Origin of the sequence: Sphingomonas albertensis, from assembly GCF_014358075.1 — a bacterium.
GTDB classification, from domain to species: Bacteria; Pseudomonadota; Alphaproteobacteria; order Sphingomonadales; family Sphingomonadaceae; genus Sphingomonas; species Sphingomonas albertensis.
The window spans coordinates 78,935-102,907 of sequence record NZ_JACONT010000002.1; the positions used below are offsets into that span (position 1 = coordinate 78,935).

The 23,973-nt window shown below is 67.4% G+C and carries 13 protein-coding genes; all 13 read right to left on the reverse strand.

The window, feature by feature from the left end; translation table 11 throughout:
* Nucleotides 1-5 precede the first annotated feature (5 nt).
* On the reverse strand, nucleotides 6-1,709 hold the full coding sequence (kdpA, locus tag H8S47_RS01550; RefSeq protein ID WP_187502181.1) for a potassium-transporting ATPase subunit KdpA: 1,704 nt from the start codon (nucleotides 1,707-1,709) through the stop codon (nucleotides 6-8).
* A gap of 12 nt (nucleotides 1,710-1,721) precedes the next feature.
* Nucleotides 1,722-1,811 (reverse strand): K(+)-transporting ATPase subunit F, encoded by a 90-nt coding sequence (kdpF, locus tag H8S47_RS01555; RefSeq protein WP_055875324.1) that lies wholly within the window; start codon nucleotides 1,809-1,811, stop codon nucleotides 1,722-1,724.
* A 107-nt stretch (nucleotides 1,812-1,918) separates the two neighbouring features.
* Nucleotides 1,919-2,779, reverse strand: coding sequence for a TorF family putative porin (locus tag H8S47_RS01560; protein WP_187502182.1), 861 nt, complete (start codon nucleotides 2,777-2,779; stop codon nucleotides 1,919-1,921).
* A 130-nt stretch (nucleotides 2,780-2,909) separates the two neighbouring features.
* Nucleotides 2,910-4,031: a Na+/H+ antiporter NhaA gene (gene nhaA, locus H8S47_RS01565; protein WP_328805390.1), complete on the reverse strand. Its 1,122-nt coding sequence runs from the start codon at nucleotides 4,029-4,031 to the stop codon at nucleotides 2,910-2,912.
* Nucleotides 4,028-5,422, reverse strand: a complete 1,395-nt coding sequence (locus tag H8S47_RS01570; protein ID WP_187502184.1) for an FAD/NAD(P)-binding protein — start codon at nucleotides 5,420-5,422, stop codon at nucleotides 4,028-4,030. The genes nhaA and H8S47_RS01570 overlap by 4 nt, the downstream gene beginning before the upstream one ends.
* 466 nt (nucleotides 5,423-5,888) lie before the next feature.
* Nucleotides 5,889-7,883, reverse strand: a complete 1,995-nt coding sequence (locus H8S47_RS01575; RefSeq protein WP_187502185.1) for an alpha-L-fucosidase — start codon at nucleotides 7,881-7,883, stop codon at nucleotides 5,889-5,891.
* Entirely contained in the window at nucleotides 7,880-10,189 is a 2,310-nt protein-coding gene (locus H8S47_RS01580) for a GH92 family glycosyl hydrolase (protein ID WP_187502186.1), read from the reverse strand. Before H8S47_RS01580 ends, H8S47_RS01575 begins: the two co-directional genes overlap by 4 nt.
* Nucleotides 10,186-11,619: a glycoside hydrolase family 125 protein gene (locus tag H8S47_RS01585; RefSeq protein ID WP_187502187.1), complete on the reverse strand. Its 1,434-nt coding sequence runs from the start codon at nucleotides 11,617-11,619 to the stop codon at nucleotides 10,186-10,188. The genes H8S47_RS01580 and H8S47_RS01585 overlap by 4 nt, the downstream gene beginning before the upstream one ends.
* Entirely contained in the window at nucleotides 11,616-14,174 is a 2,559-nt protein-coding gene (locus H8S47_RS01590) for a glycoside hydrolase family 3 protein (protein ID WP_187502188.1), read from the reverse strand. The genes H8S47_RS01585 and H8S47_RS01590 overlap by 4 nt, the downstream gene beginning before the upstream one ends.
* On the reverse strand, nucleotides 14,171-16,864 hold the full coding sequence (locus H8S47_RS01595; RefSeq protein WP_214654882.1) for a beta-mannosidase: 2,694 nt from the start codon (nucleotides 16,862-16,864) through the stop codon (nucleotides 14,171-14,173). The genes H8S47_RS01590 and H8S47_RS01595 overlap by 4 nt, the downstream gene beginning before the upstream one ends.
* Nucleotides 16,861-19,467, reverse strand: a complete 2,607-nt coding sequence (locus tag H8S47_RS01600; RefSeq protein WP_187502189.1) for a beta-mannosidase — start codon at nucleotides 19,465-19,467, stop codon at nucleotides 16,861-16,863. Before H8S47_RS01600 ends, H8S47_RS01595 begins: the two co-directional genes overlap by 4 nt.
* Nucleotides 19,467-21,767: a beta-N-acetylhexosaminidase gene (locus H8S47_RS01605; protein ID WP_187502190.1), complete on the reverse strand. Its 2,301-nt coding sequence runs from the start codon at nucleotides 21,765-21,767 to the stop codon at nucleotides 19,467-19,469. The genes H8S47_RS01600 and H8S47_RS01605 overlap by 1 nt, the downstream gene beginning before the upstream one ends.
* Nucleotides 21,764-23,965: a glycoside hydrolase family 2 protein gene (locus tag H8S47_RS01610; protein WP_187502191.1), complete on the reverse strand. Its 2,202-nt coding sequence runs from the start codon at nucleotides 23,963-23,965 to the stop codon at nucleotides 21,764-21,766. The genes H8S47_RS01605 and H8S47_RS01610 overlap by 4 nt, the downstream gene beginning before the upstream one ends.
* Nucleotides 23,966-23,973: the final 8 nt, after the last annotated feature.

Consider the following 23,973-nt stretch of genomic DNA (forward strand, 5'->3'; position numbering starts at 1 on the left):
CTCCGTCAGAAGGTTTTGCCGCTGATCATCGCGAGATGATCGGCGATGGGACCGAGCGCGAGGCTCGGCAGGAAGGTCAGGCCACCGACGATCAGGATGATCCCGACCAGCAGGCCGACCCACAGCGCACCCGTCGTCGGGAACGAACCTGAGCTCTCCGGCGTGTATTTCTTGGCCGCGAGACCACCGGCGATGGCGAGCATCGGCACGATGATGAAGAAGCGCCCGAGCCACATCGCCACCCCCAGCAAGCCGTTGTAATACGGCGTATTGGCGGTGAGCCCGGCGAACGCCGACCCGTTGTTCCCGACCGCGCTGGTGAACACGTAGAGGATCTCGCTAAACCCGTGCGGCCCCTTGTTGAGCGGCCCCGCAAGCCCGGCCGGCAGCACGGCGCTGAGCGCGGTGAAGCCGAGGATGACGAGCGGCAGGATCGCGATCGCCAGCACCGCCAGCTTCACTTCGCGGCTCTCGATCTTCTTGCCGACATATTCGGGCGTGCGGCCGACCATGAGGCCTGCGACGAACACCGCGAGGATGGCGAACAGCAGGAAGCCGTAGATGCCTGCACCGACGCCGCCGATGACGACCTCGCCAAGCTGCATGTTGAGCAGCGGAATCATGCCGCCCAGCGCTGTGAAGCTGTCGTGCATCGCGTTGACCGCACCGCACGATGCCGCCGTCGTGACGACCGAGAACAGCGCGGACGCGGCGATCCCGAAGCGGACCTCCTTGCCCTCCATGTTGCCGCCCGCGACGCCGATCTGGTGGAGGATCGGGTTACCCGCGGCTTCTTGGGCATAGGTCACCGTGACGCCCGCGATGAACAGCAGCACCATCGCCGAGAGGATCGCCCAGCCTTGCCGGGTGTTGCCGACCGCCTTGCCGAACGTCCAGGTCAGCCCGAAGCCGATCACGAAGATCGACAGCATCTGGATCAGGTTGGTGAGCGCGGTCGGGTTCTCGAACGGATGCGCCGAGTTCGCGTTGAAGAAGCCGCCACCATTGGTGCCGAGCATCTTGATCGCCTCCTGGCTCGCCACCGGGCCGAGCAGCAACGACTGCTTCGCGCCCTCCAGCGTCTGGATGTCGACGACACCCGCGAGCGTCTGCGGCACGCCGCTGGCGATCAGGAACAGCGCGTAGACGATCGAGATCGGCAGCAGCAGGTACAATGTGACGCGCGTCGCATCCGCCCAGAAATTGCCGATCGTCGTTGCCGAGCGCCGCGCGAACCCGCGGAACAGCGCGAACGCCAGCGCGATGCCGGTCGCCGCCGAGAGGAAATTATGGATCGTCAGGCCGAACATCTGGCTGAAGTTCGACATGGTGGATTCACCACCATAGCTCTGCCAGTTGGTGTTGGTCGTGAAGCTGACCGCGGTGTTGAACGCGAGGTGCGGCGCGAGGCCAGCGAGGCCTTGCGGGTTACCCGGCAGCACGCCTTGCAGGCGCAGCACCGCGTACGTGAGCGCCATCAACGTCGCGTTGAATAGGAGCATGTGCAGCGCGTACCGGCGCCAGCCCTGCTCCGCCTTCGGATCGATGCCAGCAAGCTTGTAGAAGCCGGTCTCGACCGGGCCGAGGACGACGTGGATCGGCGTGCGGCGGCCTTCGTACAGCGCGAACAGCCACAGGCCGACGGGTTTGGTCAACGCCAGCAATATGCCGACGAAGCCGAGGATCAGGATCCATCCCTGGAATGTCATGGGAGTGCGCTCCTAAAAGCGTTCGGGACGGATCAGCACCGCCACGAGGTAAAACAGCAGCCCGAGCGCGACGATCGCGGCGAGCCAGAGGTCGAGGGTCATGGCTGCGTCCTCACGCGTTGTCGCACAGGCGGACATAGGCGAGCGTCGCCGCCACCAGCCCGATCATGATCGTTATCCAGAGTAGGTCCTGCATGGCTCGGGTCCTTTCAGAACGCGGCGGTGAGGGAGGCGACGATCGTGCCGTCGGCGATCGATCCGGTACCGTCCTGCCCGCGGGAGAAGCTCGGCTGGAGATACGCTGCACTGCGACGCGTGATGTCGGTGTCGATGTAGCTCACATTTAGCGTCAGATTTTTATACGTAGTGTCCGCACCCAGCGACCAATCCCAGTAGCTGCCGGTCGGCGCCGCGCTGGTGGCATTCGGGCCGAGCCCGTCATTGCCCCAGCTATGGCCGATATGCGCCTTGGCGGTGATCGGCGTTCCTGCGATCGCGAATGCGCCGTCGCCGGTGAGGTACAGGTTGTCCTTCTTGTCGCCGGGGTTGGTGTAGACGCCAGCCGCCGCATCGGCGCCGGTGCGATACCATTTGCCGAGTGCCTGCTGCTTCGGCGCATAGAACGCACTCGCGGTCAGCGTCGCTGGGCCGGTGGTGCCGCTGAGCTTCACATAGGGCTCGGCATAATCGGTCTTCGACGCGCCGCCCGGATACATGTACCAGGTCAGCCCGACGTCGAGCGTGGCGTTGTCGGCGAGCTTGTGCTTGTAGCCGCCGATCAGGTCGAGCTCCATGTTCGAGCCACCGAACGTGCCCCAGCCCGACAGGTTCGAGCCCCAGGCGCCGACATACACGCCGCTCTGGTGCGCGATCGTCAGCCCGCCCTGGATCGCGCCGTCCTTGTCCGACTGCGACACGCCGCGCAGGCGGTAGTCGGTGGCCAGCGTCACCGAACCGGAGATAGTGACGGGAGACGGCGGCGCGGTATCCTGCGCGAACGCGGGCGTGGCGAGACCGGTCAGGATACCGCCTGTTAGAACTAGGCCGGCGACGAAACGAAGACTGTGCATTGCTATCCCCATGCGCGGTCCCTGCCGGAAGAGTGGCGGGCCGCGAGGATTGGCAATTAGGCGCCGGCGACGTAGCAATTCGAGATCGATTGCCGGGCCGGCGCGTATGTTTCGCGTAGTATTGTCGGAATTACGCCCGGCGCAGGAGCATCCAGCCCGCCAGACCCGACAGGATCGAGCCCGCGAAAACGCCGATCTTGACCGAATCCATCGCGTGCGGCGAGCCTGCAAAGGCCAGGCCGCCGATGAACAGGCTCATCGTGAAGCCGATCCCGCACAGCACCGCCATGCCGTACACCTGCGCCCAGTTCGCGTTCTTGGGTGCCTCGGCCAGCCGGAACGTCACGAGCCCGCGGATCGTCGCGAAGATGCCGATCTGCTTGCCGAGGAACAGCCCGAGCAGGATCCCGACCGGCAACGGCGAAATCACGTCCGCCGCCACCATCCCCCCGAACGCGATGCCAGCATTGGCGAACCCGAACGCCGGCACGATCAGAAAACTCGACCAGGGCTGGAGGGCGTGTTCGAGGCGTTTGAGCGGCGGTTGCCCCTCCCCCGTCCGCAGCGGGATCGTGAACGCGACCGCCACGCCGGCGAGCGTCGCATGGACGCCCGACAGTAATACACCGTACCAGATGCCGACGCCGATCAGCAGGTACGGCACCAGCGACCGCACCCCCGACAGGTTCAGGACGACCAGCACGCCGAGCCCCACGCCCGCGCCAAGCAACGGCAGCAGCGCGATCTGGCCGGTATAGAACACCGCGATGACGAGGATCGCGAGCAGGTCGTCGATCACCGCGATCGCCGTCAGCAATATCTTCAACGAGGTCGGCACGCGCGATCCGAGCAAGGCCAGGATGCCGAGCGCGAACGCGATGTCGGTCGCCGCCGGGATCGCCCAGCCGCGCAGATTGGCGGGCGTGCCCATGTTGACGAGCAGATAGAGGCACGCCGGCACCACCATGCCCGCAAGCGCCGCCGCGCCGGGCAGGATGCGCTCTCCCCAGGTCGAGAGATGCCCCGAGACGAACTCGCTCTTCACCTCCAGCCCGATCAGCAGGAAGAACAGCGCCATCGCGCCATCGTCGATCCAGTGATGGACGCTCATCACACCGACTTCGTGATGCAGCGTCGCGAAATAGGCCGGAGCGAGCGGTGAATTGGCGACGAGCAGCGCCGCGATCGTCGCGGCGAGCAGCACGATGGCGCCCGCCGCATCGCCCGCGAAAAAGCGCCGGACCGCGCTCACAGCCCTTCCCCGCCGACCCATTGCGCGTTCGACAGCCGGCGTGCGAGATCCCAACTCTGGACGCGGATATCGGGAACGGCGACCACTTCCCACAGCCCGCCGCGGGTCATCGGGCCGATGCAGTGGATGCGGTCGTCGGGCGTGCCGTCCGCCCGGATCGCCCGCGACTGCGCATCGACGTCGACGCCGAGCCGCAGCGGATCGGGTCGGATCAGCCCGGCGGCGAGCAGATGCTTCACGAGCGGTTCTTCGGAGCGCAACAGATCGCCCTGCGGCCCGGTGCAGTTCACGATCCGCGCGGCGCGTGTAACGACGGTGGCGGTTTCGCCGCGTGGTCGCCAGGTCAGATTTGCGTGCTGACCGTCGGCCTCGGCGGAGACGATCTTGCCCGCCGCAAAGGTCAGCCGCCCGCTCGCGACGAGCGCCTCGACGCGATCGGCGACGGCCGGTGCGAGGCGGTGGCGATGGACGTCCCAATAGGGTCGCAAGTGCCGGAGGAAACGGCCGCGCAATTCCTGCGACGCCGCCGACCAGAGCATCTGCGTGACCGGCCGCAATTCATCTACCGCGGCCCGCCAGCCGCCCTCTTCGGTCCGCGCACGAACGTGACGGACGAGATCGGTCAGCCCGCCCTGCGGCTTGTCCGAAACGCCGCGGTGCGCAGGCGCACCATCGACATGCCGCCGCGGCGACAGCCCGCGCCGCGAGGTGGCGAGGATGTGGCCTGCAAATCCCTGCGCATCGAGCAAAAGCGCTGCGTCGATCGCGGTCAGCCCGGTACCGACCAGCACGACGGTATCGTCCGCGCCAAGTCCCTCGGCGAGATCGGCCGCCCACGGGTCCGCGCAATACACACCCGCCGGCAGCGCGTCCGGCTTCAACCCCGGCGGGGTGTGCGGCGGCAGGTTGCCGAGCGCGAGCACTGCGGTGTCGGCGGCGATCTTACGCCCGTCCGCCATCGTCAGCGAAACGACGTCACCCTCGACCGGCTCGATTGCACAGACTTCGCCCTCGACATGCACCAGCCGGCCGTCTGACTCCGCGATCGCTGCGTCGAGCAGTTCGCGGAGGTAAGCGCCATACGTCGTGCGCGGAACGAAGGTCTTGCGGTCGCCCTTGCCGTGCGCTTCGAGCCAGCGGACGAAGTGATCGGGATCGTCCGGCAACGCGCTCATGTTGCCCGCGCGGACGTTGAGCAAGTGGTCCGGATGCGCCGCGCTATAGGCGACACCGCGCGCGAGCTGCCGGTCGCGCCGCTCGATCAGCGTCACGCGGGGCCCCTCGTGCCGCATCAGATTGACCGCGAACAACGCGCCGGAAAAGCCGCCGCCGACCACGACGACATGATCCTCGGGCCCGGCGATCCGCGCTATGGTTGCTGATTGTTCCATCTGTACGCTCACCCGCAGTGTCGCGGAGGCCATGCCCGATCGGAGCCGGCTAGCCCAGCCCTTGCCGATGGGACGGCTACCACCCTTCAAGCCCGTCATCCCGAAAGCCCGTCATCCCGACGAAAGTCAGGACCCAGAGCCACAAGCGTGCCGACCGTTACTCTGGGTCCTGACTTTGGTCAGGATGACGGGGCTAGGGAGAAACCACTAGGCCCACGTCATGCCGAGCTTGTTCCGGCATCCACCGTTCCGCTGGATCAACGCTGTCGGGCTCGCGGAACGGTGGACCCCGGAACAGGTCCGGGGTGACGGCGGGAGGTGTCTCTCGATCGAGTATGCCACCCCGGTGAAGGCCGGGGCCCAATAGGCAAGGTCGACATGACGAAGCACAGCCCGCCGTTATCACCGTCCCCCTGTTGGACCCCGGCCTTCGCCGGGGTGGGGCCTATCTTTAGTCGCCCCCACCCTACGGCCGGAACGCTCCGATCCCGGCGATCGCCATCTTAGGCTGCGCGGTCGCGACCGTCGTGAACCCCAGCATCAGGTACCGGGCCTGCCGCGGCTTCGCAAAAGTGATGCGCTGCGTGGCGCGCGCATAGGCGATGTTACCGAACTCGCCCTCCCCCGCCGGCGCCCAGGTCTTGCCGTCCTCGCTCGTCTCGACGCGGTAGCGGCCCGGCGGTCCCGCATCGGGCAACGCCTGCCGGGTCGGCGTCAGGCTGAACCCGGCGACCTGATCCACCTTGCCCATGTCGATCATCAGCATGACCACGCTCGTCGGCGTCGGCGCCGGCGTAGTCCAGACGGTCGCGAGATCGTCGTCGAGCACCGCCTCCGCACCGGGCAATCCGGGCTTGACCACCCCGGCCAGTGACGTCTCGCCCGCGAAATCCGGCTTGCCCGATTTCATCGCCAGACTGTGCTGGATCGCGCTGACGATCGTCCACCCGGTCTTGGCGATGATCTTGTTGCCCGTCGCCTGCGATGCCGCGACCGCGACCGGCGCGACGCTGAGGAACAGCGACAGCTCGGTGATCGCCGGGCAGGCCGGCGCCTCGACGATCCGCAACCGCAAGCGCCGTGCCGTCACCGGCTCGGGCAGGCGGATGATCCGCTGCGCACCGATACACTCGTGCACCGCGACCTCGCGCCACGCGCCCTTCGCGTCCGCCACATCGATCGCGAACTTCGTCACGCGTACGCCCAGGTCGATCGCCTCGCGGATCCGGATCAGGTCGAAGCGGCGCCCCGGCGGCAGGTCGAGCACCAGCGACGGCGTCTTCACCGCATCCGGCGTGCTCCAATAGGTCTCGCGGTTGCCGTCGAGAACGTTGGCCGCGGCGAACTGGCGCCCACGCACCGACGAGGCCGTCGCCACCGCCCCCTTCGCCAGATCGGTCCTGAAGCTGCCACGCAACGCATCGCCGAACGACTTCAGCGACGCGAGATCGGGCTCGGCAATCAGCCCACGGCGATCGGGCGGCAGGTTGAGCATCATGTTGGTGCCACGCCCGACCGACTCGTCGTGGAACTGCATCAGCCGCTGCGGCGACTTCACTTGGAGATCCTCGTCGGCATGATAGAACCAGCCCGGCCGGATCGACGTGTTGGTTTCCGCCGGCCACCAGAGCGGCGCCCCGCGCACGCCGGAATTGCCCTCGGACTGCACATAGGGATGGTTCGGCATCGTCGGCCAGCACGGATCGCCCGCGCGCCCGTCCTCGTTGCCGACCCAGCGGATATCCGCGCCAAGCGGATCGAAGGTGCACGCCATCGGCTGCAATTTGTGGACCAGCGTGATGATCGACGGCCAGTTGTAATATTTCGGCGCATCGATCTTCCGCGCCTCGCGCTCGCCGCCATAATAGCCGTCGCCGCCATTCGCGCCGTCGAACCACACTTCGAACAGCTCGCCGTAATTGGTGCAGAGATCAGTCAGCTGCGCACGAAAATATTCGACGTAGGCGGGCGTGCCATAGTCCGCCCGATTGCGATCCCAGGGCGACAGATACAGGCCGTAGGAAATCCCGCCACGACGGCACGCATCGCCCAGTTCGCGGACGATGTCGCCCTTGCCGCCCTTGTACGGGCTGTTGCGGATGCAATGCTCGGTGAGTTTGGTCGGCCAGAGGCAGAAGCCGTCATGATGCTTGGCGGTCAGGACGAGGCCGGTCAGCCCCGCGCTTTTCGCCGCCGCGACGATCTGGTTCGGATCGAACGCGGTCGGGTCGAACAGCTTGGGATCCTCGTCGCCATACCCCCATTCCTTGTCGGTCCAGGTGTTGAGCGTGAAGTGCACGAAGCCATAGCGTTCGCGCTTGTGCCACGCGAGCTGGCGGACGGTCGGCGTCGCACCCCAAGGGACGGGTGCACCGACCGGGGCCGCGGCGTTCACGCGGCCGGCAGCAGCGGTAGCGAGCGTACCGGCGATCAACGCGCGGCGGTTGAGATCCAAGGTCATCGCGAAACTCCGGTGGTTGCTGGCGGCCGATCGGCAGGCGCGCGGCCAAAATCACGGTTGGGGGTGGCGCCCATTTCGAACACGAGCCGACCGCCGCGCACGATATCGGCATGCGCGATCCAGCTCTTCGTCCAGGGCCGGCCGTTCCACGTCACCGACTGCACATACGGCCGATCCGCCGCATTCCCGCGCGCCTCGACGACGAGAGTCTTGCCATTACCGACGCGCATCTCCGCCCGGTCGAACAGCGGCGAGCCCAGCACATAATTCGCGCTCACCGGATCGACCGGGTACAGCCCGAGTGCGCTCAGCACGAACCACGCGCTCATCTGCCCGCAATCGTCGTTGCCGATGATGCCGTCGGGATCGTCCTTGTACATCTCGGTCAGCAACCGGCGAACCATCGCCTGCGTCTTCCACGCCGCGCCGCAATACGCATACATATACGCGACGTGATGGCTCGGCTCGTTGCCATGCGCATATTGCCCGACCAGCCCGGAGATGTCGGGCGGCGCATCCTTCGGCAGGATCGACGGCGCGTTGAACAGCCCGTCGAGCTTGGCCTCGAACTGCGCGTCGCCGCCCATCGCCGCGATCAGGCCGTAGACGTCGTGCTGGTTGAGGAACGTCGCCTGCCAGCCATTGCTCTCGGTATAATCGCGCCACTTCGACGAGTGGCCGAGCGCGATCGGATCGTACGGCGTCGTCCATGTCCCGTTCGCGAGCTTCGGCCGCGCGAACCCGATCGATGCATCGAACACGTTGCGCCAATTCCCGCTCCGCTTGCGCAACCGCGCGGCATCCGCACTCGCGCCCGCCGCATCGGCCAGATGCGCCGACGCGTAATCGTCATAGGCATATTCGAGCGTGCGCGAGACGGACTCGAACACCGTGTCCGCGGGGATGTAGCCCATCGTGTCGTACGGCCTGATCCCGAGGCTGTTGTCGAGATTCGGCATCGCGAAATCGAACGAGCGGCGCCGCACGTTCGGCCACGCCGCGGCATAGTTCGCGGGCACGCCCTTCGCGCGCGCCTCGGCCATCACCGACACCGAATGCCAGCCGATCATGCACCCCGTCTCGACGCCCTGCAAAGGCCAGACCGGCGGCCCGTAAGGGCTCTGCTGCGTCTGCCGGATCAGGTCGCCGACCAGCTCCGCGGTCCGCTCGGGCTCGATCAGCGTGAGCAGCGGATGCAGCGCGCGATACGTGTCCCACATCGAATAGGAACTATACGCACGGTCCTTGCCGGTCACCGTGTGCACCTGCCGGTCGAGCCCGACATAGCGCCCATCGACATCCGAGAAGAGCGTCGGCGCGAGCTGTGCGTGGTACAGCGCGCTCGCCATGATCGTGCGCTGTGCGGGCGTGCCCCCCTCGACGCGGACGGACTCGAGCGCAGGTGCCCAGCGCTTGGTCGCATCGGCACGATAGCGATCGAAATCCCAATGCCGCGCCTCGGCCGCAAGGTTCGCGCGCGCGCCGGCAACGTCGACCGCGGAGATTCCCGTGCGGATCACGATCGGCGCAGCGCCAGCGTCGTCGTAATGCAGCACCGCCTTGACGCGCTTGCCCGCAACGCCCTTCGCGCCCGCCGCCTGCGCGACGTCGCCATCGCCATAGAACACGATCCGGTCGGGCTTGCGCGACAACTGCATCGCGAAGTGGATCCGCCGCCCCTTCGCCCAGCGGAACACCCGGCGGCTGCCGGTCAGCATGCCGGTCTCGTCGATGTTCAACGACGCATCGTCGATCAGCACGCCCTTGTCGGTCTTGTCGAGCACCAGATGCGACAGGTTCACGAGGATATGCCCCGCGCCCGCCGGAAAGACATGCCGCTGGATGCCGGTCCGCTCGGTCACGGTCAGCTCCGCGCGGACACCCGATTCCAGCGTCACGCGGTAATAGCCGGGCTCGGCGTGTTCGGCCGAGAAGCGCTGGCGATACCCCGCATCGGGATCGGCCAAAGTACCGGGCTCCAACTGCACCGGCCCACGCGTCGGCACCACCAGCACGTCGAGCATGTCGCCGATCCCGGTACCCGAGAGATGCGTATGGCTGAACCCCATGATCGACGTATCGGTGCGATGATAGCCCGAGCACGCATCCCAGCGCTCGACATCGGTATCGGGACTGAGCTGCACCATCCCGAACGGCAACGTCGCACCCGGATAGGTATGGCCGTGCCCGCCCGTGCCGACGAACAGATCGGGCGCCGTGGTGGTGCGCGGCGTAGCGGCAAACGTTGCGCGCGCGGTCAGCGCAAGCGCGCCGCTACCGGCAAGAAGCATACGGCGGGAGATCATGCGCGGACTCCGAGAAGGGCGGGGCGTTTGGCGGCGATGTCGACGATCAGCTCGCCGAACAACCCATTCGCCCAGGCGAACCAGGCACGGGTAAATTTCGCGCCGTCGTCCTGGTTGAAGGATTCATGCATGAACCCGGTACCGCCATGCGTCGTCTTCAACGCGGCGAGCGACCGCGCGACGGTCGCATCATCGCCGGTCTCAAGTGCGTTCAGCGCGTGCATCACGATCGACATCGGCCAGATTTCGCGCAGGCCGGTATGCGGACTGCCGATCCCTTCCGCTGCCTTGCCGGTGAAGAAATACGCGTTGTCCTTGCTCCACACGCGTGCCGCGGTGCGGTGCCAGAGCGGATCGCCGGCCTTCACCGCGCCGAGATAGGCGAGCCCCGACAGGCTCGGCACATTGGCGTCATCCATGAAGATCGCGTTGCCGTAACCATCGACCTCATACGCCCAGACCTGCTGACCGTCCGCGCCTTTGGTCAGCCCATGCAGCCGCAACGCCGCCTCGACCTCGTCGGCCAGCGCACTCGCATCCGCCGCCAGCGCCGCATCGGGCCGAGCACGCGTCGCGAGTTCCGCCAACTGGCGGAGGGCGCGGACCGCGAAGATGTTCGACGGGATCAGGAACGGGAGCACGCACGCATCGTCCGAAGGCCGGAACCCGCAATGGATCAGCCCAACGGCGCGCGACGGTGGCCCATAGCCGTCGAGCGGCATGCTCTCGCCGACGATCGGCGACGACCGGCGGAAGCGATACGGCCCCGGCCCGTCCTTGCGCTGCTGCTCGCGGAACGTCCGGATCGACGCGCGCGCGCCATCCGCCCACAGCGCGTCGAACGGCACGGTGTCGCCGGTCGCCTGCCAATAGGCATGCGCGATCCACATCGGGTAGCAGAGCGAATCTATCTCCCATTTCCGCTCGCCGACGCCGGGCTTCATCACCGTGTCGTCGGTCAGCGACCAGCTCAGATTGGTCTTCGCCGAGGGATCATGCATGAACGCGTTGGCATACGGATCGATCAGGATGCACCGCGCCTGCCGCGCGATCAGCCCGCGGAACAGCGTCCGCAACGCCGGGTCGCGCTTCGCCAGCGGGAGGTACGGATGGACCTGCGCCGAGCTATCGCGCAGCCACATGCAGTCGATGTCGCCGGTGATCACGAACGCATCGGGCTTGCCGTCGACCGCGCCCATGAACACCGTCGTGTCGAGCGTATTCGGGTAGCAATTGCCGAACATCCAAGCGAGTTCGGGATCGGTGATCTTCGCTGACACGCGCGCGATCTCCGCCTCGACCGCGCGACTGGTGTAGCGGCGATCGCCAAGCTTCGGGCGCTTGCTGACGAACGACGGTGCGGCTGCGCGCAGCGGTCCGGCGAGGCCGAGCGCCGCAGCGCCCGCTAAAAGCATCCGGCGGTCGATCATTTCGGCAAATCCTTGCTTCCCGTCACGGTGAAGACGGTATCGACACCCGGCCCGTCGCCCGGCTGGCCGCCACCGATATGCAGCCGGTATTCGCCCGGCACGACGCGGCGATTGCCCGCCGCATCGACGCTGCTCATGCCCCGTGGATCGATCGTAAATGCCACTCGCGCCGTCTGGCCTGGCTTCACTGTCTGGCGCCTGAACCCGACGAGCTGGCGCTGGAGGACGGGATCGTTGAACCGCGGCTTCACCGCCGGCTCGGGCGGCACGAGATACGCCTGCACCACCTCGTCGCCCGCAACCTTGCCGGTGTTGCGCACCGGCACCTCGACGGTGAAGCTCTCGCCCGCCGCGATGGTGCTGCGCGTGAGTTTCGGCGCGGCATAAGCGAACTGCGTATAGCTCAGCCCGTGCCCGAAGCCCCAGAGCGGCGTGCCCGTGAAGTAGCGATAGGTCCGCTCGCGCATGTTGTAATCGATGAACGCAGGCAGATCGCGCGTCTTCGCGTAGAACGTCACAGGCAGCCGCCCGCCCGGATTGCTCCTGCCAGCCAGCGTATCGGCGATCGCCTGCCCGCCAGCCTGCCCCGGATACCAGCCGACCAGGATCGCGTCGGCATGCGCCTTAGCCCAGGTCATTGCGACCGCGCTGCCGGTCATCAGCACGACCACCAGCGGCTTGCCGGTCGCCTTGGCCGCTTCGAGCAACCGCACCTGCGCAGCGGGCAGCCCGATATCCGTCCGATCGCCGCCCGAGAACCCGGCCACCTCGATCTGCAACGCCTCGCCCTCGACCGCGGGCGACAGCCCGACGAACGCGACGATCGCGTCGGCATCCTTCGCCGCCGCAACCGCTTCCGCAACCTGGGCATCGGCAGGCGCGGTCCAGGTCAGCCGCAGCCCTTGGTCCTCACCGCTATGCGCAAGCTCGACGCGGATCGCATGAGCGCCCGCGGTCAGCGTTACCGGTGCCTCGACAGCCTTACCGCTGCCGTCATCGTCGGCGATCAGCTTGTCGTCGATCCACAACCGCGAAGGGTCGTGCCCCTTGCAGTCGAAACAGCGCGGCACGTCGAGCCGGAACACATAATCGCCCGCCGCGCGTGCGGTGATCGTCCCGGTCCAGCGCACCGAGAACGCGGTCGGATCAATCCCCGGCGCGGGCGCAGTGCGATCCCAGTCGAAGTCGATCGTCCGGTCGGCGCGCACCACGGGAGTCCCCGCGAAATCGCTCCCCCGGAAATATTCGCCGCGCAGCGACAGCGCAGTGTCGGGCACCGGGACCGGCACGCCCTCGGCAATGCTCGACCCTTGCGCATATCGCATGCCGCCAAACGCCGTCCGCAGCGCCGCCAACGGCGTCACCGGCGCCGCCGCGGTACCGTGATAATTCGCCTCCAGCACATCGACGCTGTCGGCATTCGGCCCGATCACCGCGATCTTCGCCGACGGTTTCAGCGGCAGCACGCCGTTGTTCTGGACCAGCACCATCGCTTTCCGCGCCGCATCCAGCGCCAGCGCGCGGTGCGCAGGCGTATCGAACTCGGTCGGCTTGATCTTGTCCCACGGGCTCGTCGCGCCGAACGCCCCGCCGAGCATCCGCCGCACCGCGAACGTCCGCGTCAAACTGGTGTCGAGCGTCGCCTCGGGCACCAGCCCGCGCCGCACCGCGTGGCCGAGCGCCGCGTAGGTCTTGCCGCAATTGAAATCCATCCCCGCGGAAATCGCCGCCGCCGATCCGCTCGCATTATCGGGCCGGTAATAATGGTAGTTCGCGATGTTCCCGACCGCGTCGCAGTCGGACACGATCAGCCCCTTGAAGCCCCATTGCTTCCGCACCGTCTCGGTCAGCAACGGCTCCGACGCGCAAACCGGCACGCCGTGGATCGAATTATACGCGCACATTGTCGACAGCGCCTTGCCCTCCGTCAGCGCCATTCGGAACGCAGGGAGGAAGGTCGCCTCGCGATCATGCGGCGAGATATCGACATCGAACCCGTCGCGCCCCGCTTCGGGACCGCTATGCGCAGCCAAATGCTTCGGCGTCGCGATGACCTTCGGGTGTGCCAAATCCGGCCCCTGCAACCCGCCGATGAACGCGACGCCAAGCCGCCCCGTCAGATACGGGTCCTCGCCGTACGTTTCCTGCCCGCGCCCCCAGCGTGGATCGCGAAAGATGTTGATGTTGGGCGACCAGATCGTCAGCCCCTGATAGCGCGTCCGGTCGCCCGCCGGCAGCGCGTTCGACTTCGCCCGCGCCTCGGTCGACACGACATCGCCGACCCGCCTGAGCAGCGCCTCGTCCCACGTCGCGGCCAAGCCGATCGCCTGCGGAAACACCGTCGCCACGCCGTTGCGCGCGAGCCCGTGCAGCCCCTCGTTCCAATAGTCATAAGCGGGCAGCTGCAACCGCGGGATCGCCGGCGCGACGCTCTGCAACTGCGCCGCCTTCTCGTCGAGCGTCATGCTGCGGACGGCCGGATCGACCGTCTGCGCGAGCGCGGACGTGGCGAGCAGGGCAGCGAGCGGGGAAGCGAAGAGCGCATTGCGGATCATGATGTGGCCTTGGTCGGGACGGTCGCGCCGAACAGGCTGCGGACCGAGAGGGCATGTTGAAGCGTCGCGAGCGATGCATCGGAGCAGACCGAGATCGTCACGGTGTCGCCGGCGGCGAGGTCGAAGGCATTGTCGGACAGCGTCGCGTCGCAATCGCCGAAGTCGATCCAGACGCCCCGCGCGAGCGACCTGGCCGAAACGGTCAGCGTATAGCCGCCGGGGCTCGCGACGATGGTCGCGTTCAGCGCGGGATCGGCCAGCGCGACGTCTTTCGCCTTGGCAAAATAGACGAACTGCCGCGCGACGACCGTGCCATCCACGGTCACGTCCGCCACCGCGAAAGTCCGCGACGGATCCGCCTTGCCGAGCAGGTCGGCATCGGCGAAATTACCCAGCGGCATCGCGGCGAGCGGCGCCGCATCGACCGCCCCGCCGCGTTCCGACAGCAGCGTTCCATCGCGGTCGAGCACGCGCAGCCGCCAGCGCGCCGGGAACGCCTCGCGCTTGTCGGAGATCAGCGTGACGACGGTATTGCCCTTGATATGCTGCGCGCCGATCGTGACCGGCGCGTAGAAACGCCGGGCGCGGTAATGGCTCGCCTTCCAGCGATTGTGGAAGTCGATGCTGCCCCAGGCCTGCCCGGCCCATATCGAATTGACCAGTCCGGGCCAGCTGTCGTTGAGCGTCCAGTACAGCGTGCCCATGTTCTGCGGACGCGATGCGCGCTGGTGGATCACCGCCATCTCCAGGCCTTCCGCCTGGAGCAGTTGCGACAGATAGATATAGTCGACGAACGATGTCGGCTCGCCGTAATCGGCGCGGATATAGCCGAGGATACGGCCATTGCCCTTGCCGCTGTCATACGCGCTACCGACGATCTGGACCGGCATGTCCTCCGGGCGACGCGCTCCCAGCATTTCGCGTGTGGTGCGCAGCCCCGGCATCGACTGCAGCCCGAATTCGGACATGAAGCGGTTTTCGGTGGTCAGGTACTCCTCGAGCGGAGCGCGTGCCCAGACATCCCAGTAATGCACGTCGCCATCGGTCTTCACCTCGGAGATGCCGTCATAATCGGTGGTCGGCGAACCGCCCCAATAAGGCGTGCTCGGCGACAGCGTGTTGACGACCGCGCGCAGATCCTTGTCGAACAATCGGCGGAGATGCGCGCCGAACGCCTCCTGCCCGTCCGGCCCGAGCGCGCGCGCGAACGCCTTGCGGTCGCTCCAGTTATCCCACCCGGTCTGGACCTCGTTATTGCCGTTCCAGATCACCAGCGAGGGGTGATCGCGAAGCCGCCGGACCTGGTCGATCGCCTCCAGCCGCGTGCTCTCGCGCAGCGCGGCGTCGTTGGCGGGCAGCGCGTTGCCGAACATGAAATCCTGCCACAGCATCAGCCCCAGCCGGTCGGCCTTGGCGAACACCGCATCGTCGGGATAATAGCCGCCGCCCCAGATCCGCAGCATGTTCATGTTCGCCGCGACCGCCGCCTCCAGCACCGCATCGGTGCGCGCCGCGGGGACGCGCGACGCGATGCTGTCGGCGGGCTCGAAATTGGCGCCCTTGGCGAAGATCGGCACGCCGTTGATCACGAACGCCATGCCGCGCCCCCAGCGATCGGTATCGCGGCGCAGTTCGACGGTGCGCAGGCCGATATCGTGCGTCGCGGTGCCGAGCATGCGCCCCGCCTCGGTGACCGTCGCGGTGACCGCGTACAGATCGGGCTTGCCGTACCCGACCGGCCACCAGCGTCGCGGGCGTTCGATCCGGACCGGCAGCACGACCGGGTTCACCCCAGCGAACAGAGTCACGCGCCGGTCGAGCCGTTGCGTCGTGCCATCGGGGCCGGCGATATCCACGCGGACGTCGACGGTGCGTGGCGTCGCGGCGTCGATCTCCACCGCCGCATCGAGCACCGCGACGCTGTCGTCGAGATGCACCTGCGCGACATGGAAATCGCTCAGGCGGAGACCGTCATACGCCTCGATCCGGACCGGCTTGCCGACGCCGATCGTGACGATCCGCGGCGCGAAGTCCCAACCATAATGATAGGCCGCCTTGCGCACGTAATTCGCGGTCTGGCGGCCCTTGGGCTCGTCGCCGAACGCCGTGTCATAGGCGCCCGGCAACGGCACCTTCTCGGCCAGCGCGCGTGGCAGGAGCTTGCGGATCGGCGATTCGAAATCGATCTCGATGACGTTGCGACCAGGCTTCAGCAGCGGCTTGGCCGCGACCCGCCAGTTGCGGAACATGTTGTCGGCGCGGAGCACGGCCGTCCCGTTGACGCGGACGATCGCGAACGTGTCGAGCCCGTCGAAGGCGAGATCGACATTCGCGCGCGCCAGCGTCGCCGGATCCAGCGTGAAGACGGTCCGATACTGCCAGTCGGACAGCCCGACCCATTGCGCGGCACGCTCGCCCTCGCCGACCCACGGATCGGCGAGCAAATGTACGGCAAGCAGGTCGGTCTGCACCGATCCCGGCACGCGTGCGGGCAACCAGCGCGTCGCCGCCTTGTGCGCGGCCGCGTTGGCATCGCCCGGTGCGAGGCGAACCTCCCATCCGGTGTCCAGCACGCGCGTGATCGGCCCCGTCGCTGGCCGCGCCGCAGGCCCCGCCGCGGGTTCCGCCAGCGCCGGGGCCGCCATCGCCAGGCCGATCACGACCAGCAGGATTCGACCGACGCGGATCACTTGGGAACGACTTGCCCGGCCAGTGTCCGGATCGTCAGCGCACGTTTCAGCGCCGCCGTCGACGTTTTGGACGCTACAGTCACCGTAACGCTCTCCCCCGGCAGCAGATCGAACGCATTGTCCGATGGCGTCGCCTCGACCTTGCCGAAGTCGAGCCACACCGCGCGCGCTAGCTTGGTCGCGGTCAGTGTCAGACGATTGGTCTCCCAGGTCGCGGTCAATCCTGGATCGGGCAGCGTCATCGTCTTGGGGGCCGCCGACAGCAGCGTGCGCGACGTCACGCGGCCATCGACGAGCAACTCCGCCACCGCGATCGTGCGCGCTGGGTCGCCGCCCGCGAACAGCGTCGCATCGGGCAGCGTCGCGACCGCCGTTGCGGACAACGGCGACAACGTCGCCGGCGTCTCGGTCGTCGCGAGAACCTTCCCATCGACATCGAGCGCCCGCATCCGCCACACCGCCTCGGTTGGCGTCGTCGCGTCGGAGATCAGGCTGACCTTGGTCGACCCGTCCTTGCGCTCGGCGGCGATCGCCAGCGGCGCGTAGAAATGCCGTGCGCGGAATTGCAGCGCCTTCCAGCGACCGTAATAATCGATGCTGGCCCATGACGCGCCCGGCCAGACGTCGTTGATCTGCCAGAACAGCGACCCCATCGTGACCGGCCGGCACGCGCGGTGGTGCAGCGCGGCGAGTTCGATCCCCTCCGCCTGCATCACCTGGCTGAGATACACGAACTCGGCGAAGTCGCGCGGCTCGCGGTATTTCTCGCGGATGTAGAACAGCAGCCGATCGTTGCCCTCGCCCTTGAGGAACTTCTGATGCGCCTTCATCACCGGCGAGGTCGGCGAGAAGTCCGCGTCGGTCGCAAACGTCCGGATCGTCTTCATCTCGGGCATCGATTGCAGGCCGTATTCGGACATGAAGCGCGGACAGCTGTCGAGATACGCCTCGACCGGTTTCTTGCCGCCCCACACGTCCCAGTAATGCCGGTCGCCATCGCTATCGATGTCGGGCTTGTCCTCGTAATTGCTGCTCGGCGAGCCCGGCCAGTACACCGCATCCGGATCGCGGCGTTCGGCGGCGTCGCGCAGCACGCGATCGAAGATCACCGCCATGCCGACGCCGATCCGCTCCTGCTCGTCCGCGCCGACCGCCTTCTTGTACGCGATCCGGTCGGACCAGTTCGCCCAGCCGCTGAGCACTTCATTGTTGCCCGCCCACATCACGATCGAGGGATGCGCCTGGAGCCGGTCGACCTGTTCCTCCGCCTCGATCCGCACCGTCTCGCGAAAATCGCGGTCGGGGGGCGTGATCGAGCCGCCGAACATGAAGTCCTGCCACACCATCAGCCCCATCTGGTCGGCGATGTCGTAGAACACGTCGTCGAGATAATAGCCGCCGCCCCAGACGCGGATCATGTTCATGTTGGCATCGCGCGCGCCGGCCATGACGGTGCGGATCTGGCTCTCGGGCACACGCGCGGGGAACATGTCGAACGGGATCAGGTTCGCGCCCTTGGCGAACACGGGGATGCCGTTGACGACGAACGCGAACCCGCGGCCCTGCGCATCCTTCTCGCGGCGAAGTTCGACGGTGCGCAGGCCGGTGCGGCGCTGCGCGGTGTCGATCGTCGCGGTACCGTCGGTCAGCGTCGCCTTGACGGTGTAGAGCGGTTGCGCACCGTATCCGGCCGGGAACCACCGTTGCGGATTGGCGATGCTCACCGGCACCGCGACATGGCTCGCGCCCGCCGCGACCGTGACGGTGCGCGCCGCCTGCGTCACCTGACCGTCGGGCCCGGTCACCGCGACCTGCACCGTCACGGGACGCTCCTCGCCCGCGACCACATCGAGTTCCGCGGACAACCGCGCTTCGGACTTGGTCAGCGCTTCCTGCGTCACGCGAAACGCCTCGATCCGCGCGTCGTCCCACGCCTCGATCCGGGCCGGGCGCCAGATGCCCTGCGTGACGATCCGCGGACCCCAGTCCCAGCCATATTGGTATTTCGGCTTGCGGATGTAGGGCGAGGTCTGCTTGCCCATCGGCTCGTCGCCATAGATCGAATCATATTCGCCGGGCAGCGGATGCGCGGTCTTCAGCACCATCGGCTGCAACGTGCGGATCGGCGAGCGGAAGGTGACCAGCAGGTCGTTCGCCCCCGGCTTCAGCACCGCCTTGACCGGTACGCGCCAGCGCCGATGCGCATTGTCTGCGGCGAGCAGCTTGGTTCCGTTCAACCGCACCTCGGCAAACGTATCGAGCCCGTCGAACACGAGATCGACATGGTCGCGCGCCAGCTGTTCGGCGGTCATCCGCAACGTCGTGCGATACTGCCAGTCGGTCAGCCCGACCCACTGGATCTTCGCCTCGTTCAGGCCCTTGTACGGATCGGGGACGATCTTCGCCGCCATCAGGTCGGTCTGCGCACTGCCCGGCACGGTCGCGCGGAGCCAGCGTGCCGCCTTGGGATGCGCCTTGGCCGCAGCCGTGTCGGCCGGATCGATCCGCATCGACCAGCCGCTGTCGAGCACGACGCTGGTACGTGGTGCGGCCGAGACGGGGGTAGCGGCGCTCGCGAGCAGGAGAAGTACAGTCCAACGCATCAGTTCGTCTCCGTCAGCTGCATCGATTCCACCGCGTAGATCGGTGACTCGAGCGACTGGGTAAATTGCAGGCAAAGGTCGGCGTCGCCCTTCCCCTCGGGAAGTTTGCCGCGGAACGTCATGCGATTGGGGCTGGTCGCCGGATCGGGCAGCGGGAAGGTCGCGGCGATCGTCCCCTTGCAGCCGCCCGCGCGCACGACGAGTTCGCCGTAGGTCGTCACCGCATAATGCGGCACCAGCTTGCTCGCATCGTGCGCCAGCCCGTAATGCCGGGCGAGCCGCGCGACGTCGACGCTGAAGCCGCGCGCCACGTCGAGCGGCGCGGCCGGGTACATCGTGCACGAATCGAAGATGTTGATGTTGTACACCGGTGCCAGCGCGGTCGCCTCCGCGGTCAGCGGTACGCGCAGATTGAGCGATCCGCCCGGACACGCGACCATCTCCGAATTCGACCGGCGCAACAGCGCGGCACGGCTCGTCTCGAACAGTCGCGGCACCGCGGTCGGGCGCCCGTCGCCGGTAAAGGCGGCCGCGCGAGCGACCACGCCCGACTTGAGCGACAGCGGCGACCCATAGGCCTTCGACCGCGCGGTCGGCGCCGTGCCGTCGAGCGTGTAGCGGATCGTGCCATAGCCCGCCTGCGTCGCCAGCGTGACCGGCACCTTGCGCGCCCGCAGCGCATCGCCCCGCGTGCCCTGGACCGCGAAGTCGACCGCGAACGCACTGTCCGCCGCCGCGATTCCGGCCCGCGCATACCGCCCCATCTGAGGCTCCAGCCGCGCGACGAAGCCCGCATAATCCTGCGTGCTCTTCGGCGACCATGTCCGCTCGGCCAGCGCCGACAGCCGCGGGAACGTCGCGTGCTGCAGCTGTTCGGGCGTCACGAAATATTCGCTGAACGCGTTGATCTGTGCGCCCATCACATGCTGCGCCTTGTCGGGCGCAAGGCCCTTCGGCTCGGGCTCGTATTTGTAGAGATCGGCAAGCGTGACGATCGCATCGCCGCCCGAGATCCGCCCCGCCGGCTCGTCGCTCCGATTGCTCTGCAGGCTGTCGAGATACAGCGTGGGCGCGGGGCTGAGCACCACGTCATGGCCCTGATTGGCGGCCTCGACCGCGCCCTTCTCGCCACGCCACGACATCACCGACGCCGACGGCGGCAAACCGCCCTCCAGGATCTCGTCCCAGCCGATCATGCGGCGGCCGTGCTTCGCTAGATACTCGCCGAGCTGGTCGATCATCCAGCTCTGCATCTGCATCTCGGTCTTCAGCCCGAGCGCCTTCATCTTGGCCTGCACCGCGGGCGACCGCTCCCACTGGTCCTTCACCGCCTCGTCACCACCGAGATGGATGAACTGCGACGGAAACACGTCCATCAGCTCGTCGAGGACATGCTTGATGAAGGTCATGCTGCGATCTTCGGGGCTGAACAGCCACGGGTTCACGCCCCAGTCGTGGCTGACCGCGGGGCGATCGCCGAGTACGCCGACCTCCGCCGGATAGGACGCCACCGCCGCCTGCGCATGACCCGGCAGGTCGATCTCCGGGACCACCGTGATCGCGCGATCCTTCGCATAGGCGACCAGCGCCTTCAGCTCGGCCTGCGTGTAGAAGCCACCGACCTTGGGCCCCGGCGCACCACCGCTCGACGGTGGCGTCCGCCAGGCGCCGATCCGCGTCAGATCGGGATAGCGCTTGATCTCCATCCGCCAGCCCTGATCGTCGGTCAGGTGCAGATGCAGCACGTTCATCTTCTGCGCCGCGAGCTGATCGACCATGGCGTACAAAGTCGGGATCGGCACGAAATGCCGCGCCGGATCGATCATGAGGCCCCGCCATTTGAAGCGCGGCGCATCGCGGATCGTCATCGCCGCCAGCGTGACCGGCTTGCCGATCGCCGCATCGGGGCTGAGCAACTGCGCCAGCGTCATCGCGCCGTGGACGAAGCCGGCATCGCCGCTCGCCGCGATCGTTACGCCGTTCGTGTCGACGGTCAGCACATAGGCTTCGTCGCCCGCAACGCCTGCATCCCGCACGAACCGGATCGGCCCAGTGCCCGCGTCGCCCGCCAGCGTCAGGCCGCGCACGACCTTCACCTGCTGCACCAGCAACCGCGCCGCCGTCTTCGCTCCCGCGTCCCCAGCGACGATCCCCGCCCCTTCGCCGATCGTCAGCGTGCCGGTCCCGGCTTCGACCGAGGCCGGCGCAGGAATCAATGGGGCGATCAGCTGGGGCCCCTCGGCCAGCGCTGCGGTGGAGGTCATCAACAGCGCGAATGCGAGCGGGCGGAAACGGATCATGAAGGAGCCTTCGGCAATTGCGCAGGATCGGGCGGATAGGCAGCCGACCCCGCCTTGAACGGTTCATAGTCGCGGACGACGCCGCCGGCGCGTGCGCCCTCCGCGGTCAGGATATCGACCGTCACCGTGACGGGCGAAAGACGCCCCGCCCACGACGCGGAAACCTTCGCCGTGCCACCCGGCGCGATCACCGGCAGCGCCTCCTCACCCTCGCCGAGCAGCACGCGATCGCCGCCCATCGCGCGCCAGTGGAGGCGCGCACCGATCAGCGGATAGGACGGCAACGCATCCTTTGCCGGTCCGGCGACGGTCGCGGTAAAGCCGGTCGGGATTTCCCCCGCCATCGTCAGGTCGACGGTCGCCGACACCGCGCGATTGGCGGCTTCCCACGCGAAATAGCTCGGCCGGCGCTGGCGATCGGGATCGACCAGTCCGTGATCGACATAGCCGTCCGCAAGCCCCGCGAAGAGGTTCTTGTTCGAGCGGTAATCCGAATAGCTCCAGAAGATCGCACCACCGACCCAGAGCCGCGTCGCGAACGCCGCGAGCTGGTCCTTGAGGTTTTCGGTACGCGCCACGTCGGCGCTCGCGCTGTCCTTCGAGAACGGTCCGGGCCAGCCGAATTCGGAGATCACCAGCATTCGGTCGGGATAGGCTTTGCCGAACGCGTCGAGCCACGGACCGACGCCCGACGCCGCGCCGCTCCAGGTGCCGAAATAGGCGTTGGCCATCACGAAATCGGCCTCGACCAAAGCCGGCACGCGAACCGGCCGGATCGCGATCTCGGAATCGGCGAAGGTCACGAACCGGCCGGGATCGATCGCGTTGATATGCGCCTTCATCGCCTTCACGAACGCGAGCCCCTGCGGCGTCGCGGCCTCGCTCTCGTTCATGATGCTCCAGGCGAGCACGCTCGGATGATTGCCGCTCTCGGCGATCATCTCGGCCATCATCCCCTTGGCGCGGACCAGCAGCCGCGGGTCGCCCAACTGCGCCGCGGTCATCTGCCAGATCGGGATTTCGGGGATCAGCAGCATCCCTGCGCGGTCGGCGGCATCGAACACGCTCTGCGGCTGCGGATAATGCACCGGCCGCGTCAGCGTGACGTGCAACGCGGCGAGATCGCGCATGTCGTGCAGGATCGTCCCGCGCGTTTCAGCGGCACCCTCCCACGGTGAATCCTCGTGCCGCGTCACGCCGGTGAGGCGCACCGCGACGTCGTTGACGTACAGCCGCCGGTCACGGAGCGCGAGCGTGCGCAGGCCGATTGTATCCTCGTGCCGGTCGAGCACCACACCCTTCTCGTCGCGCAGTTCGGCGACGATCCGGTACAGCTTCCCCGCACCGATCTGCCACAGTTGCGGCTTGGCGATCGTCAGCGCAGCGTCGGGCGTCGCCGCCGAAGACGCGGCCACCGCCACGCTCCTGGACGCCCGCGCAACCTCGCGGCCGTCCGGGTCGATCGCGATCGTCGTCAGTCCGTAGGTATGCGTCTTCGCGTCGACATTCTCGATCGCGACACCGCTGGTGACGGTCGCGCTATCGGCGCGCAAAACCTGGCGGATCCGCTGGCGGCGGATCAGCCCGCCCTCGGCGATCCGCAGCGACACGTCGCGCGTGATCCCGCCGCTATGCCACCAGTCGTACCAGACGTTCCCCGAACCCTGGAGACGCATCGCATAGCCGGGAATCGTCGCAAACCCCGGCCGATCGTCGGCAGACACGACGATCCGGTTCGCGCCCGGCTTCAACACCTTCGAGACGTCGATATCGAACGCGGTATGCCCGCCCTCGTGGGTACCGACGAGCGTCCCGTTCACCCACACCCGCGCGGCGTAGAACACCGCGTCGAAATGCAGTTCGAGATGCTTGCCGACGATCGCCTCGGGCACCACCAGCGTCCGCGCATACCAGCCGACGCCCTCGGCGCCCGCACCGCGCGACAGCGGCCAGCTATGCGGAACAACGACGCTTTCGGCTCCCGCCGGATCGGCTTTCAGCCACGCTGGATTCAACGACGCCGGGTCGGCCGGCGCATCCTTCGCGAGCCAGAAACTCCACCCCGCATCGAGGTCGATCCGCTCCGCCGCGGCGGGCAGCGGCACCAATAGCGGCATCAGCATCAAGACGGCCGAGGCGAACCCGGCACCCCACTGCCCGATCCGCTGCAACCCTGTCCTGATCCGTCCCGATATCATGCGTGGCG

Bases quoted from the DNA above. Each gene is read 5' to 3' on its own strand.
- kdpF (WP_055875324.1), bottom strand. From the start codon at position 1,811: ATGACCCTCGACCTCTGGCTCGCCGCGATCGTCGCGCTCGGGCTGCTG.
- H8S47_RS01585 (WP_187502187.1), bottom strand. From the start codon at position 11,619: ATGATCGACCGCCGGATGCTTTTAGCGGGCGCTGCGGCGCTCGGCCTC.
- H8S47_RS01580 (WP_187502186.1), bottom strand. From the start codon at position 10,189: ATGATCTCCCGCCGTATGCTTCTTGCCGGTAGCGGCGCGCTTGCGCTG.
- H8S47_RS01590 (WP_187502188.1), bottom strand. From the start codon at position 14,174: ATGATCCGCAATGCGCTCTTCGCTTCCCCGCTCGCTGCCCTGCTCGCC.
- H8S47_RS01600 (WP_187502189.1), bottom strand. From the start codon at position 19,467: ATGCGTTGGACTGTACTTCTCCTGCTCGCGAGCGCCGCTACCCCCGTC.
- H8S47_RS01575 (WP_187502185.1), bottom strand. From the start codon at position 7,883: ATGACCTTGGATCTCAACCGCCGCGCGTTGATCGCCGGTACGCTCGCT.
- H8S47_RS01570 (WP_187502184.1), bottom strand. From the start codon at position 5,422: ATGGAACAATCAGCAACCATAGCGCGGATCGCCGGGCCCGAGGATCAT.
- kdpA (WP_187502181.1), bottom strand. From the start codon at position 1,709: ATGACATTCCAGGGATGGATCCTGATCCTCGGCTTCGTCGGCATATTG.
- H8S47_RS01560 (WP_187502182.1), bottom strand. From the start codon at position 2,779: ATGCACAGTCTTCGTTTCGTCGCCGGCCTAGTTCTAACAGGCGGTATC.
- H8S47_RS01605 (WP_187502190.1), bottom strand. From the start codon at position 21,767: ATGATCCGTTTCCGCCCGCTCGCATTCGCGCTGTTGATGACCTCCACC.
- H8S47_RS01610 (WP_187502191.1), bottom strand. From the start codon at position 23,965: ATGATATCGGGACGGATCAGGACAGGGTTGCAGCGGATCGGGCAGTGG.